The following is a 13,941-nucleotide window of genomic DNA, read 5'->3' on the forward strand; positions in this document are numbered from 1 at the left end:
GCGGCGGATGGCCAAGGACAAGAAGAACCCGATCGCCAAGGGGCTGGTCTGGATCATCCTTCTGTTGCTGATCGTCGGCCTTGCCGGGTTCGGCGCGACTAACTTCGGCGGCTCGACACGTGTGGTGGCCACCGTCGGCGACACGGAAATAGATGTCGACCGCTACGCCCGTGCCCTGCAGAACGAATTGCGGCGGCTGGAACAGCAAACGGGTCGGCGCATCCCGATGTCCGAGGCGCGTCAGGCCGGCATTAACACCATTGTCCTGCAACGCCTGATCGCCACGGCCGCGCTGGAAGACGAGGCGGCCGCGCTTGGCCTGTCGGTCGGGGACGCGGAAGTCGCGCGCTCGGTTCAGGATATGGCCGCGTTTCAGGGAATCGACGGCAGCTTCGACCGAGAAGCCTATCGTTTCGCATTGCAGAATGCGGGCCTGTCCATCGCAGAGTTCGAGGAACAGCTTCGCGGCGAAACCTCTCGCGCGATCCTGCAGGGCGCGCTGGTCGCCGGGATCGCCCCGCCGGACACCTTCGTGGATACGCTCTACGACTACGCCCGAGAACAGCGCGACCTAACGCTGGTGCGCTTCACCGAAGACGATCTGGATGGCGAACTGGCAGAGCCGACTGACGCCGATCTGCAGGCCTACTACGACGCAAACCCTGACGCCTTCACGCTGCCCGAGCGCAAGGCGGTTACCTATGCATGGCTCTCGCCAGAGATGATGACGGACACGGTCGACGTGCCGGAAGACGATGTGCGCGCCCTGTATGACGCCCGGTCCGACGACTACGATCGCCCCGAACGTCGGTTGGTCGAACGGCTTGTCTTCCCGAACGAAGAGGCCGCGCAAACGGCTGCGGATGCCATCGAAGCGGGCGACACCACATTCGACGCTTTGGTCGAAGAGCGCGGTCTGTCTTTGTCGGACATCGATCTGGGCGATGTCGCGCAAAGCGATCTGTCGACCGCCGCCGCCGAAGCGGTCTTCGCGCTCGATGATCCGGGCATAGCGGGCCCCGCGCAGTCTTCGCTCGGGCCGGCTCTGTACCGCGTCAACGCGATCCTGTCGGCACAGCAAACCCCGTTCGAAGATGTGCGCGAAGAGTTACGCGTGGAGGCCGCTATCGCCGCCGCCCGCCGCGCGACGGAGAACCAGCTTGACCCGGCAGAGGACCTTCTGGCGGGCGGCGCCACCTTGGAAGACCTTGCCGCCGAAACCGAGTTCGAGTTGGGCAAAACGGTATGGGCCGCCGACGAAGCCGGAGAAGACGACGGCGCGATCGACGCCTACACCGCCTTCCGCGATCTCGCGGCCTCCACCGAACCGGGTGATTTTCCCGAGCTTGCCGAACTCGCCGACGGCGGCCTTGTCGCGCTGCGGGTGGACGAAGTCTTGGCCCCTGAACTGCAACCGCTGGACGCGGTGCGCGATCAGGTCGTCGAAGGGTGGCGCGCTCAAGCCTTGCGCGATGCTTTGACCACGCAGGCAGAGGCCGCGCTGGAAGACCTGCAGTCCGGTACGGCTGTGAGTGAGCTGGCCGGAACAGTCTCGACCGAGACCGAGATCACCCGCGACGCCTTTCTGGAAGACACGCCCGACGCACTGGTGACGGAAGCCTTTGCTTTGGAAGAAGGCGCGGCGACTGTGCTGACCGGCGATGCTGCCGCGCTGCTGGTGCGCGTGGATGCCATCACCGTTCCCAGCGGCGTCTCCGACGAGGCGCAAGCCATCAAGGAAGGTGTGCGCACCGCCGCCGGACAGGGCATCGCCGCTGACATCACATCCGCCTTCACCGCGTCCATCGAGACGCAAAAGGGGATTTCGATCAATCAGGCGGCCGTTAACGCCGTGATGTCGCAGTTCCAGTGATGCAACTGACCCCCGACTTCGACGCCTTCGCCGCCGGTTACAACGCTGGCGAGAATCAGATCGTCTACGCCCGGATCGCCGCCGATCTGGACACGCCCGTGTCACTGATGCTGAAGTTGGGGCAAGGCGGTCGCGACACTTTCATGCTGGAATCCGTCACGGGCGGAGAAGTGCGCGGGCGCTATTCGATCATCGGCCTGAAGTCCGATCTAATCTGGGAATGCCACGGCACGACCAGCCGTGTGAACCGGCAGGCCCGCTTCGACGACACGGCGTTCGAGCAAATGGTCGAGCCGCCACTGGACGCGCTTCGCGCTGTTCTGGCGGAAAGCCGCATTGCGTTGCCCACCGATCTACCCGCCGCCGCGGCTGGCCTGTTCGGGTATCTCGGCTACGACATGATCCGCCTGGTCGAGCATCTGCCAAACGTGAACCCCGACCCGCTGGGCCTACCCGACGCCCGGATGATGCGTCCCTCTGTCGTTGCCGTGCTGGACGGCGTGAAGGGAGAGGTCACGGTTGTCGCTCCGGCGTGGGTCGGGTCAGGGCAGACCGCCCGCGCCGCCTATGCGCAGGCCGCCGAACGGGTGATGGACGCCTTGCGCGATCTGGATCGCCCCACCCCCGACGCCCGCGATATCGGCGATGCAGGGCCCCTACCAGCCGCCACATCGAACTTCGCCAAGGCCGACTACCTAAAGGCGGTCGAGACGGCGAAGGACTACATACGCGCGGGCGACATTTTCCAGGTCGTGCCCTCGCAACGCTGGACCCAGCCCTTCGCGCTGCCGCCTTTCGCCCTCTACCGTTCTCTGCGGCGCACCAACCCGTCGCCCTTCATGTTCTTCTTCGATTTCGGCGGCTACCAGATCGTCGGCGCCTCGCCCGAAATCCTCGTCCGCGTCATGGACGGCGAAGTCACCCTGCGCCCCATCGCGGGCACCCGCCCCCGCGGTGCGACCCCGGCTCAGGATCAGGCGCTGGAAGAAGATCTGCTGGCCGACGCCAAGGAACGCGCCGAGCATCTGATGCTGCTTGATCTTGGCCGAAACGACGTCGGTCGCGTCGCCAAGATCGGCACGGTACGCCCCACCGAAGAGTTCATCATCGAACGCTACAGCCACGTGATGCACATCGTCTCGAACGTGGTCGGCGAGTTGCGCGACGACCAAGACGCCCTGTCGGCCCTACTCGCAGGTCTGCCCGCAGGCACCGTATCCGGCGCGCCGAAGGTCCGCGCGATGGAGATCATCGACGAGCTGGAACCCGAAAAACGCGGCATCTACGGCGGCGGCTTGGGCTATTTCAGCGCGGGCGGCGATATGGACATGTGCATCGCCCTGCGTACCGGCGTCGTGAAAGATGGTAACCTATATATCCAGGCCGGTGGCGGCGTTGTGTTCGACAGCGACCCCGAGGCAGAGTTCCAGGAAACCGTGAACAAAGCCCGCGCTTTAAGCCGAGCGGCAGAGGATGCCGGGCGCTTCACGCGCGGCAATGGCTAAGGGCCATCCATCCGAGCGGTTTCGCTTGGATACTTATGAAGGGGAGACTCCGATTGCCCCCCATATCCATGTGCTGATATAGTGGACTTCACAAAATCTGGGACCGACCGAGCAGAAAGGCGACCCCTTGAGCGACACGCCCGAACCCCCTGAGAACATGGACGACAACGCACCCGAGGGTCCGCGTCACGACGGTCCGACGATCAACATCGCCGACGAGATGAAGGCGTCTTTTCTCGACTATGCGATGTCCGTCATCGTCAGCCGCGCCATTCCCGATCTGCGCGACGGGCTTAAGCCCGTCCACCGCCGCATCCTGTTCGCCATGCACGAGGCCGGGAACAGCCACGACAAGGCATATCGCAAGTCCGCCCGCCCGGTCGGCGACGTTATGGGTCAGTATCACCCGCATGGTGACAGCGCGATCTACGAGGCGCTGGTGCGTATGGCGCAGGACTTCTCCATGTCGCTGCCGTTGCTGGATGGTCAGGGCAACTTTGGCTCAATGGATGGTGATAACCCCGCCGCCATGCGCTACACAGAAGTCCGCATGGACAAGCCCGCGCGCGCGCTGCTCGACGATATCGAGAAAGATACCGTCGACTTCCAGGACAACTATGACGGCAAGCAGCAGGAACCCACGGTTCTACCCGCCCGCTTCCCGAATATGCTGGTCAACGGCGCAGGCGGCATCGCGGTGGGCATGGCGACGAACATTCCGCCCCACAATCTGGGCGAAGTGATCGACGGGACGCTGGCCTTGATCGAGAATCCGGACCTGTCGTCCGAGGCATTGATGGACATCATTCCCGCCCCCGATTTCCCCACCGGCGCGCAGATTCTGGGCCGTTCGGGCGCGCGCAAGGCTTATCTCGAAGGTCGCGGTAGCGTCATCATCCGCGCGAAGACCCATGTGGAAGAGGTCTCGAAAGGCCGCGAGGCCATCGTCATCGACGAGATTCCCTATCAGGTGAACAAGGCGCGACTGGTCGAACAGATCGCCGATCTGGTCCGCGAAAAGCGGCTAGAAGGCATCTCTGCGGTCCAAGACGAATCCGACCGTGTCGGCGTGCGCGTCGTCGTCGAGCTGAAGCGTGATGCGACCGCCGATGTGGTGCTGAACCAGCTGTACCGTTTCACCACGCTGCAGACCTCTTTCGGGTGCAACATGTTGGCGTTGCATGGCGGTCGGCCCGAGCAACTGACGTTGCGCGATTTCCTGACGCACTTCATCGCATTCCGCGAAGACGTCGTTGCGCGCCGCACCGCGTTCGAACTGCGCAAGGCGCGTGAGCGTGCGCATGTTCTGTGCGGTCTGGCCGTCGCGGTGTCGAACGTGGATGAGGTCGTCGCGACCATCCGCGCATCGGCAGACGCACCTGAAGCGCGCGTCAAGCTGATGGAGCGTCGCTGGCCCGCTGCAGAGATCGCGCCTTTCATCCGCCTGATCGACGACCCGTCGCATACGATGAACGACGACGGGACGTATAACCTGTCCGAAGCGCAGGCCCGCGCAATCCTGGAGCTCCGATTGCAACGCCTGACCCAACTTGGCGTCAAGGAAGTCACGGACGAGCTGGAAGAGCTAGCGGGCAAAATCAAGGACTACCTTGATATCCTGCGCTCGCGCGAGCGGATCATGCAGATCATATCTGACGAGCTGCACGAGGTCCGAACCCAGTTCGCCGTGCCGCGTCGGTCCGAGATCATCGACTGGTCCGGCGACATGGAAGACGAAGACCTGATCGAGCGCGAAGACATGGTCGTCACGGTTACCGCCGGCGGCTACATCAAGCGCACGCCGCTGGCTGATTTCCGCTCGCAGCGCCGTGGTGGCAAAGGGCTTTCCGGGGCTGGGCTGAAAGAAGAGGACGTGGTCACCACCCTCTTCGTGGCCAACACGCACACCCCCCTTCTGGTCTTCACCACTACTGGGATGGTCTACAAGCTGAAGACGTGGCGCTTGCCGCTGGCGTCCCGCACCGGGCGCGGTAAAGCCATGGTTAACATCCTTCCCATCGATCCCGGGACGTCGATCGCAGCCATTATGCCAGTGGATCGCGCGGAAGAGGATTGGGACGAACTGCAGATCGTCTTCGCGACGTCTTCCGGCGATGTGCGGCGCAACGCACTGTCGGACTTCACCAATGTCATGCGCAACGGCAAGATCGCGATGAAGCTGCCAGAAGCGGTCGAAGGCAAACCGGAAGTCACCCTGGTGAACGCGCGCATCGCCTCTGAAGCTGACGATGTGATGCTGGTCACCGCGCTTGGACGCGCGATCCGGTTCCCGACAACGGCGGTCCGTGTCTTCAAGGGGCGCGACTCCACTGGCGTGCGCGGTATCCGCTTGGCCGACGGCGACAGCGTGGTCTCCATGGCCGTGATCCGTCACTTCGAGGCATCCGCGCAGGAACGTGCAACCTACCTGAAGATGCGCCGCGCCATGGCCGGACTGGTCGAAGAGCCCGAAGCCGACGACGACGAGGAACCAGGCGTCGAAGCCGCTGACTTCAGCCAGGAACGCTATGCCGAGATGTCCGCAGCAGAGGATCTCATCCTGACGATCACCTCACAGGGCTCGGGCAAGCTATCCTCCAGTCACGATTACCCCGTGCGCGGACGCGGCGGTCAGGGTGTCATGGCGATGGACAAGGCGATGCGTGGCGGCCCTCTGGTAGCATCTTTCCCGGTGGATATGGACGATCAAATCATGTTGGCCACCTCCAAGGGTCAGTCGATCCGCGTGCCGATCGAGGGAATTTCGTTCCGCAGCCGCGGTGCAGGCGGCGTGAAGGTATTCAACACCGGAAATGATGAAGAAGTCGTTAGCGTGGCGTGGATTGCCGATCAGCCCGATGACGAAGCCGATCCCGACGCGCCGTTGGACGCTTGATCAGATTTCTTGCGGAGTAGTTTTTAGATGAGTGTTCTCAACATCATAGGCGGCGGCATGGCCGGATCCGAGGCCGCGTGGCAGGCTGCCAACATGGGCGTGGACGTCGTTATCCACGAGATGCGACCAAATGTCGGGACATTCGCGCACCGCACCGGAAACCTTGCTGAAATGGTGTGTTCAAACTCTTTCCGGTCCGACGATTCGGAGCAGAACGCCGTCGGGCTGCTGCACTGGGAAATGCGGGCGGCGGGCGGGCTGATCATGGAAATGGCAGACGCCCATCGTCTTCCCGCCGGTGGTGCTTTGGCCGTGGACCGTGATCCCTTTGCAGAAGCGGTCACGGAGAAACTGAAGTCCCATGGCAAGATCACGATACAGCCATCTGAAGTTACTTCTCTTTCCGGAGATGGAAACTGGATCGTCGCGACTGGACCACTAACATCAGGCGCGCTGGCCGAAGCGATCCGTGCAGAAACCGGTGCAGACCAGCTTGCCTTCTTCGACGCGATCGCCCCGATCGTGCACGCCGACTCGATCGACATGTCGAAGGCGTGGATGCAGTCCCGCTACGACAAGGGCGAGACCGAGGAAGAGCGGACCGCATACTTGAATTGTCCAATGGATAAAGAGACTTATGACGCACTCATTGATGCTCTCTTGGCATCTGACAAGACGGAGTTCCACGAAGGTGAAACGGCTGGCTACTTCGACGGATGCTTGCCAATTGAAGTGATGGCCGAGCGCGGTCGAGAAACGCTGCGCCACGGTCCGATGAAGCCGGTCGGTCTGACCAATCCGCACATGCCCGACGTGAAGGCACATGCGGTCGTGCAGCTGCGTCGGGACAACAAGCTAGGCACGTTGTTCAACATCGTCGGCTTTCAAACAAAGATGAAGTATGGCGCCCAAGCCTCTGTTTTACGTATGATTCCCGGATTGGAGGAGGCACGGTTCGCGCGTCTCGGCGGCATCCATCGGAATACGTTCCTCAATTCTCCGACCTTGCTCGACTCTCAACTGCGCCTGCGCCGAAAGCCGAACGTGCGGTTCGCTGGGCAGATTACCGGGGTCGAGGGATACGTGGAATCAGCCGCGATGGGACTGCTTGCGGGCCGCCTTGCCGCGGCAGAAATCCAGGGCCATGCGGTGCCGGACGTGCCCGAGACGACGGCGACCGGCGCGCTGGTCACCCACATCACCGGCGGGGCCGACGCTAAGACGTTCCAGCCGATGAACGTGAACTTCGGCCTTTTTCCACCGGTCGATCTGAAGGGGGGGCGCCGCAACCGACCTGCGCGCCACAAAGCCTACACCGACCGCGCCAAAGCAGATTGGACGACGTGGCTGGAGACAGCGCGCGAACCTGCGTGATAACGCGCTTTGCTCCTTCTCCGACGGGCCCGTTACATCTTGGGCACGCCTTTTCGGCTATGACCGCCTTCGATCTGGCAAAGGCTGCCGCGGGAACGTTTCATTTACGAATCGAGGATATAGATCAATGCCGATCCCGCCCGGAATGGGAGGATCAAATCTACGAAGATCTTCATTGGTTGGGGCTAAAATGGCCCGTCCCGGTCGTGCGGCAGTCTGAACGACTGCCTGAGTACCAGTCTGCCTTGCAAAAATTGCAGGGCCTTGGGCTGACCTTCGCGTGCACCTGTTCACGGCGCGATGTGGCAGAAGCTGCGTCCGCACCACAGGAAGGAGCAAGGATCGGTCCCGATGGCACGATCTATCCGGGGACCTGCAAGCACGCAGATCGCGCAACCGAAGGTGCAGCTATTCGGTTGCACATGGACCGCGCTATGGCTTTGACGGGCGCGATAGAATGGAAGGAAGGCGATCGAAGCGAAACACGCTCGACTGAAGAAATGATTAACGACATCGGCGACATCGTTTTAGCCCGCCGCGATTTGGGAACGAGCTATCATCTGTCTGTGGTGATTGACGATGGATTTCAGAATATCAGAGACGTTGTGCGCGGTAAGGACCTGCAGGACGCGACGCCGATCCACGTGTTGCTGCAACGGCTGCTGGACCTGCCGACACCCGTCTACTGTCACCATCGCCTGATCCGAGACGAAAACGGAAAGCGGTTGGCCAAGCGAGACGACGCGCGCGCGATCGCCACCTACCGGGCCGATGGTGCGACGCCGGAAGATATACGGCGCATGGTCGGCCTTTAGATCGGCTTGGCAATTTCGACGTTTTCACCGTCTCGTACCGCAGTGTAGAAACACGAGCGTCGACCTGTGTGGCAGGCTGGCCCCTCTTGGCGGACAAGCACCAGAACACAGTCGCGGTCGCAATCGACACGCAGATCTACCAAGTGCTGCACGTTCCCGCTTGTTTCGCCCTTGATCCAGAATGCTTTGCGCGAACGGCTCCAGTAGGTGACGCGCCCGGTCGAAAGAGTCTTGGCGACCGCTTCCGCGTTCATCCAGGCCATCATCAGGACATCTCCGGTTTCGGCGTCCTGCGCTATGGCCGGAAGCAAACCGCGATCGTCGAAACGCAGGGTGGTCGGATCGAACATGACATGCGCCTTTTTGCGACTTTGCGGAAATGAGCGAAGCGCTTATCTAGTCTCACAACTGGACGAGGGAAAGCCATGGCCGACAGCGATATGATCAAGCTCTACTCGGGCCGCATTTTGGAATTGGCGGCGAGTATTCCGTTGACGACCCGTTTGACCGATCCGGATGCGACCGTGAGGAAGCGGTCTCCACTATGCGGATCGACGGTGACCGTTGATATGACGGTGCAAGGTGGCGTGGTCGCGGCGTTCGGGCAGGATGTGAAAGCCTGTGCGCTGGGTCAGGCGGCGGCTGCCGTTGTGGGTGGAAACATCGTCGGTCGATCCGAGCAAGAGGTTCGTAACGCCCAACAACAGTTGCGCGCGATGCTCAAGGATGCCGGTCCTGTTCCGGAAGCGCCATTCGACGGATTCGAAGTCCTTGAACCGGCGCGGGACTACAAGAACCGCCATGCCTCTATCATGCTGACTTTGGATGCTGCGGTCGAAGCTTTCGCCCAGGTTCGCGCCACACAAGACGCCCAATAAAAAACCGCCGCACCTTCAGTTACGAAGGGCGGCGGCGAAGTAGCGTATCGGATCGGTCGGATCGAGGCAGATCCAGCTGAGGGGTCAGACGCGGCACCAGATGGGACAAGAGTGCGGCGTGGAACCGATCACATCGAAACGCAGGCAGAAACGGTCACAGCAAGGGCAGATGCAGGCCCGCGAACAGCAACACGGCCAAGGCGACGCATCCGGCGATATCCTCGATCAAGGTGTCCGAGCGGCGGATGGTGCGGCTGATGTCACGAAGCATGTCATTCCTCCTTCTGTTGACGGTTTGTTCTCATATTCACGCCAGTATGGCAAGAACTTTTTGAGAACATACGTGAACAATAGATGTCAGCCCGCTCGGATCAGGTCGATCGCCTTGTCATGCTCCATCAACCACAGGAGGCCGCGCGCCGCCTGGCCGCGAGGCGACGTAAGCGCCGGATCATCCGACAGCAGGCGACGTGCATCGGTTTGGGCCACTGCCAAAAGAGAGCTTTGACGTTCCAGATCCGCGATGCGGAACCGTGGCATGCCGGATTGGGCATGCCCGATCATATCACCCGCGCCGCGCATCCGCAGATCTTCTTCCGCGATGCGAAAGCCGTCTTCCGTCTCGCGCAGAATGTCCAAACGGCGGCGCCCGCTTTCGGACATCTCGGCCCCGTAGACGAGCAGACAGGTCGAGGCCGCCGCGCCCCGCCCGACGCGCCCCCGCAGCTGGTGCAACTGCGCTAGGCCGAAGACCTCTGCCCGCTCGATCACCATGATCGACGCGTTTGGAACATCGACGCCGACCTCGATCACCGTGGTCGCGACAAGAACCCCCGTCTCACCGGCCGCGAACCTGGCCATGGCCGCGTCCTTTTCGGCAACCGGCATCTGCCCGTGCACCAAGCCCACGCGCGCTTCACCAAGAACGGCGCGCAATCGCTTGAACCGTTCTTCCGCCGCGATCAGGTCGCTGACTTCACTCTCGCCCACCAAGGGACAGACCCAATACGCCTGACGGCCTTCGTCCACCGCGCGCCGCAAACGGTTGACCACATCGTCGTATTTAGCAGCCGAAACCAAGGCCGTCTGCACCGGCGTTCGTCCGGGTGGCTTTTCGTCCAAGATAGACACGTCCATCTGGCCATACTGCGTAAGACTAAGAGAGCGCGGTATCGGGGTCGCCGTCATTACCAGAACGTCTGCCATCTCTCCTTTGCGGCCCAACTCCAGCCGTTGAGATACGCCGAAGCGGTGCTGCTCATCGACGATGGCCAGTCGCAGATCACTGAACGATACGTCCGCCGAGAAGACAGCGTGTGTGCCCACGAGGATCTGGATATCGCCGCGTGCCAGCGCCGCGAGTTTGGCGTTCCGCTCGGCGCCCTTGTCGCGCCCGGTCAGAATTTCGAGCACGACGCCAGCCGCCTCGGCCATGGGACGCAGGCCCTGCAGGTGTTGACGGGCAAGGATCTCGGTCGGGGCCATCAATACCCCCTGCCCTCCCGCCTCTACCGCGGCGAGCAGCGCCATCAACGCCACCAGCGTCTTGCCCGAGCCCACATCGCCCTGCAGCAACCTGTTCATGCGCTGGGACGAGGCCATATCCTCTGTAATTTCGGCAATCGCCCGTTCCTGCGCGCCGGTCGGGGCGAACGGAAGGGCCGCGCGTACCGGGGCGCTAAGACGTCCTGTCGGAATCGAAGCGCGACCGGGGCGTGCACGGCGTTCGGCGCGGATCATCGCAAGTGACAACTGATGTGCGAACACCTCGTCATAGGCCAGCCTGCGACGCGCAGGCGCGGCAAGGGCCAGATCAGCGTCTGACTGAGGGGCGTGTGCAGCTGCCAGAGCGTCGTGCCAGTCCGGCCACCCTTCGCGATCCTTCAATGAAGGATCGATCCACTCTGGCAGACGGGGGGCTACGGCAACCGCACCGATGGCGGCGCGTGCCATGACACGCTGGGTCAGACCGGCCGTCAGCGGATAGACTGGCTCGAACTGCGGTATATCATCTGTCTCTCCCGGAACCGCGATATGGTCCGGATGGGCCATCTGCGCGACACCATCGAACAACTCGACCCGACCGGACACGATTCGACGCTGCCCGGTGGGCAAGGTGCGGGCCAGCCAGTCGCCACGGGGATGGAAGAAGACCAATTGAAAAGACGTCTCCGCGTCTTCCACATCGATACGCGCCGGACCGCGACCTTTTTGGGGCCTATGGGTGCCGACAACCACTTCGACAGTTACCGTGGCTGGCAACTCGATCTCTCGGATGCTGCGTCGTCTTCGGCGATCGATGCCGGAATGGGGCAGCGTGAACAGAAGATCGCGCGGCGTTTCGATCTTCATCTGCCCCAGAAGCTGCGCGCCCTTCGGCCCAATACCCGGAAGGCTGGTCAGATCAGCAAATAGCGGGAACAGATTTTCAGGGCGGCTCATGCCAGTCCGGCAAGGGCCATCCAGCCGTCCTCGTCTATCGTCTCGACGCCCAGTTCTGCGGCTTTCTTCGCCTTCGATCCAGCCCCCGGCCCGGCGATCAACAAATCGGTGCGGGCCGAAACCGAGCCGGCCACCTTGGCGCCCATCGCTTCGGCACGCGCCTTTGCCTCGGCGCGCGTCATACGTTCGAGGGAACCCGTGAACACGAGCGTTTTTCCGGCGACGGGGCTATCGGATCGAGCGGCTTCCACAGGCTGCGGGTCAAGCTTGGCGATAAGGCGGTCGATGGAGGCCCGTTCAGCCGGCTGAGCCAGCGTCGTCACAAGCGACTGCGCGAGCACTGTGCCGATGCCGTCGATCCCCAGTAGATCCTCCCATTCCGGTCCCGATTGGTCCGCGGCAGCGCGCATTGCCGTCTCGAAATTGTCCCAGGTACCATAGTGCCGCGCGATAAGGCGCGCGTTGGTCTCGCCCACGTGACGGATGCCTAGGCCAAAAATCAGGCGATCGAGCGGGACGGTGCTGGCGGCATCGATAGCGGAGAACAGATTGTTGGCGCTGGTATCGCCCCAGCCCTCGCGGTTTTTCAGTTGGCGCGGTTGGCCGGGGCCGAAACGGGATTTCAGAGTGAAAATATCCGCAGGCTCGGCGAGCCAGCCGTCCCGGTAGAACTCTTCGACCAGCTTTGCGCCCAACCCATCGATATCGAACGCCGCGCGTGACACGAGATGACGCAGACGTTCGACAGCCTGCGCAGGGCAGATCAGTCCACCAGAGCAGCGCCGGACCGAATCGCCGGGCTCGCGGGGCGCGTCAGAGCCGCATTCGGGGCATTTTTCCGGGAATTCGTAGGGCTGTGCAGTGGTGGGCCGACGGGACAGGTCCACATCGGCGATCTTCGGGATCACATCTCCGGCGCGATAGATCTGAACCCAGTCGCCTTCGCGGATATCCCGCCCGTCCCGAATCGGCTGCCCGGCAGAGTCACGTCCGGCTATGTAATCCTCATTATGCAACGTTGCGTTCGATACGACCACGCCGCCGACAGTAACCGGGACCAGCCGCGCAACCGGAGACAAAGCGCCGGTGCGTCCGACCTGAATTTCGATGCGTTCCAACGTGGTCCAAGCGAGTTCGGCAGGGAATTTGTGCGCTGTTGCCCAACGCGGCGTAGTGGATCGCAAGCCAAGGCGGTTCTGCAGGCCGAGATCGTTCACCTTGTAGACAACGCCGTCGATGTCGTAGCCGAGCGTGGCGCGCTGCTCTTCGATCCGCCTGTAGTGTGCAATCATCGCGGCGGTGTCGGCGCAAAGCGTCATCAGCGGATTGGTCTGGAAACCTAACTTGGAAAGCCGGTTGACAGCGTCTGCTTGTGTGTCGGCCAGTGGAGCGCTGATCTCTCCCCACGCATAGGCAAAGAAGCGCAGGGGTCTAGACGCTGTGACATCTGGATTGAGTTGGCGCAGCGATCCGGCGGCGGCGTTGCGGGGGTTGGCAAAGACCTTGCCCCCCGCCTGCGACGCGCGCGCATTCAGATCGGCGAAATCAGCGTGGGACATGTAGACTTCGCCGCGCACTTCCAGAACGTCCGGAGCATGTGCCACGGTGGCGGGGATGTCCTGCACCGTTCGGGCATTCGCCGTCACATCTTCACCGATTTGGCCGTCGCCGCGCGTGGCAGCGTGGACCAGCTTGCCGTTTTCATAGCGCAGCGACAGGGATAGACCGTCGATCTTCGGTTCGGCTGTGAAGGCCAGAGGATTTTCTTCTGGCAGGCCAAGATAGCTGCGCACGGATTTGACGAAGTCCTCAACGTCGTCGTCTGAGAACGCATTTCCAAGCGACAGCATCCGGCGGGAATGTTTGATCTTGCCGAAGCCGCTTATCGGCGCCGCGCCGACTTGCTCGCTCGGAGAGTCGGTGCGTTTGAGGTCGGGAAACAGGGCCTCGATCTCGGCGTTTCGACGATTCAGACGGTCGTACTCCGCGTCGGTGAGCGTCGGTGCGTCTTGCTGATGATAGGCTGTGTTGGCTTCCGACAAAAGATCGGCAAGCCGCGCCAGTTCGGATTGCGCAGTTTCGCGGTCCATTTCGCCCAATGGGAGGTCTGCGGCTTGGCCTTGTGTCCCGTTGTCGTTCACGTTGCCCCCGCGCGTCT

General features: G+C 62.3%; 9 protein-coding genes. 6 read left to right on the top strand and 3 right to left on the bottom strand.

Features of this window, described 5'->3' with window-relative positions; translation table 11 throughout:
- The first annotated feature begins 7 nt into the window (after positions 1 to 7).
- The 5 genes from FIU81_RS09085 (at position 8) to gluQRS (ending at position 8,463) form a co-directional block, all read left to right on the top strand.
- Positions 8 to 1,873, top strand: coding sequence for a peptidyl-prolyl cis-trans isomerase (locus FIU81_RS09085; protein WP_124111845.1), 1,866 nt, complete (start codon positions 8 to 10; stop codon positions 1,871 to 1,873).
- Positions 1,873 to 3,378, top strand: coding sequence for an anthranilate synthase component I (gene trpE, locus FIU81_RS09090; protein ID WP_124111844.1), 1,506 nt, complete (start codon positions 1,873 to 1,875; stop codon positions 3,376 to 3,378). The genes FIU81_RS09085 and trpE overlap by 1 nt, the downstream gene beginning before the upstream one ends.
- A 127-nt stretch (positions 3,379 to 3,505) precedes the next feature.
- Positions 3,506 to 6,274 carry a DNA gyrase subunit A gene (gene gyrA / locus FIU81_RS09095; protein ID WP_124111843.1) on the top strand — a complete coding sequence of 923 codons (2,769 nt, stop codon included), beginning with the start codon at positions 3,506 to 3,508 and terminating at the stop codon, positions 6,272 to 6,274.
- A gap of 27 nt (positions 6,275 to 6,301) precedes the next feature.
- On the top strand, positions 6,302 to 7,648 hold the full coding sequence (trmFO, locus tag FIU81_RS09100) for a methylenetetrahydrofolate--tRNA-(uracil(54)-C(5))-methyltransferase (FADH(2)-oxidizing) TrmFO (protein ID WP_124111842.1): 1,347 nt from the start codon (positions 6,302 to 6,304) through the stop codon (positions 7,646 to 7,648).
- On the top strand, positions 7,645 to 8,463 hold the full coding sequence (gene gluQRS / locus FIU81_RS09105; RefSeq protein ID WP_124111881.1) for a tRNA glutamyl-Q(34) synthetase GluQRS: 819 nt from the start codon (positions 7,645 to 7,647) through the stop codon (positions 8,461 to 8,463). The genes trmFO and gluQRS overlap by 4 nt, the downstream gene beginning before the upstream one ends.
- On the opposite strand, the gene hisI is transcribed toward gluQRS, so the two are convergent.
- A complete protein-coding gene (gene hisI, locus FIU81_RS09110; protein ID WP_124111841.1) occupies positions 8,460 to 8,813 on the bottom strand; it encodes a phosphoribosyl-AMP cyclohydrolase in 354 nt (117 codons plus the stop codon). The genes gluQRS and hisI overlap by 4 nt on opposite strands.
- 75 nt (positions 8,814 to 8,888) lie before the next feature.
- Between hisI and FIU81_RS09115 the strand changes: the two genes are divergently transcribed.
- Complete coding sequence (locus tag FIU81_RS09115; RefSeq protein ID WP_124111840.1) at positions 8,889 to 9,341, top strand: iron-sulfur cluster assembly scaffold protein; 453 nt, start codon at positions 8,889 to 8,891, stop codon at positions 9,339 to 9,341.
- A 357-nt stretch (positions 9,342 to 9,698) separates the two neighbouring features.
- Here FIU81_RS09115 and recG read toward each other — a convergent pair whose 3' ends face one another.
- A complete protein-coding gene (gene recG / locus FIU81_RS09120; RefSeq protein ID WP_124111839.1) occupies positions 9,699 to 11,783 on the bottom strand; it encodes an ATP-dependent DNA helicase RecG in 2,085 nt (694 codons plus the stop codon).
- Entirely contained in the window at positions 11,780 to 13,873 is a 2,094-nt protein-coding gene (gene ligA / locus FIU81_RS09125) for an NAD-dependent DNA ligase LigA (protein ID WP_124111880.1), read from the bottom strand. The genes recG and ligA overlap by 4 nt, the downstream gene beginning before the upstream one ends.
- Between the last annotated feature and the right edge of the window lie 68 nt (positions 13,874 to 13,941).

The sequence above is a fragment of the Palleronia sp. THAF1 genome (assembly GCF_009363795.1).
Lineage (GTDB): Bacteria > Pseudomonadota > Alphaproteobacteria > Rhodobacterales > Rhodobacteraceae > Palleronia.

Excerpts from the sequence above, each read along its gene's own strand:
- FIU81_RS09085 (WP_124111845.1), top strand. The coding sequence starts at position 8 with ATGGCCAAGGACAAGAAGAACCCGATCGCCAAGGGGCTGGTCTGGATC.
- trpE (WP_124111844.1), top strand. The coding sequence starts at position 1,873 with ATGCAACTGACCCCCGACTTCGACGCCTTCGCCGCCGGTTACAACGCT.
- trmFO (WP_124111842.1), top strand. The coding sequence starts at position 6,302 with ATGAGTGTTCTCAACATCATAGGCGGCGGCATGGCCGGATCCGAGGCC.
- hisI (WP_124111841.1), bottom strand. The coding sequence starts at position 8,813 with ATGTTCGATCCGACCACCCTGCGTTTCGACGATCGCGGTTTGCTTCCG.
- FIU81_RS09115 (WP_124111840.1), top strand. The coding sequence starts at position 8,889 with ATGGCCGACAGCGATATGATCAAGCTCTACTCGGGCCGCATTTTGGAA.
- recG (WP_124111839.1), bottom strand. The coding sequence starts at position 11,783 with ATGAGCCGCCCTGAAAATCTGTTCCCGCTATTTGCTGATCTGACCAGC.
- ligA (WP_124111880.1), bottom strand. The coding sequence starts at position 13,873 with ATGGACCGCGAAACTGCGCAATCCGAACTGGCGCGGCTTGCCGATCTT.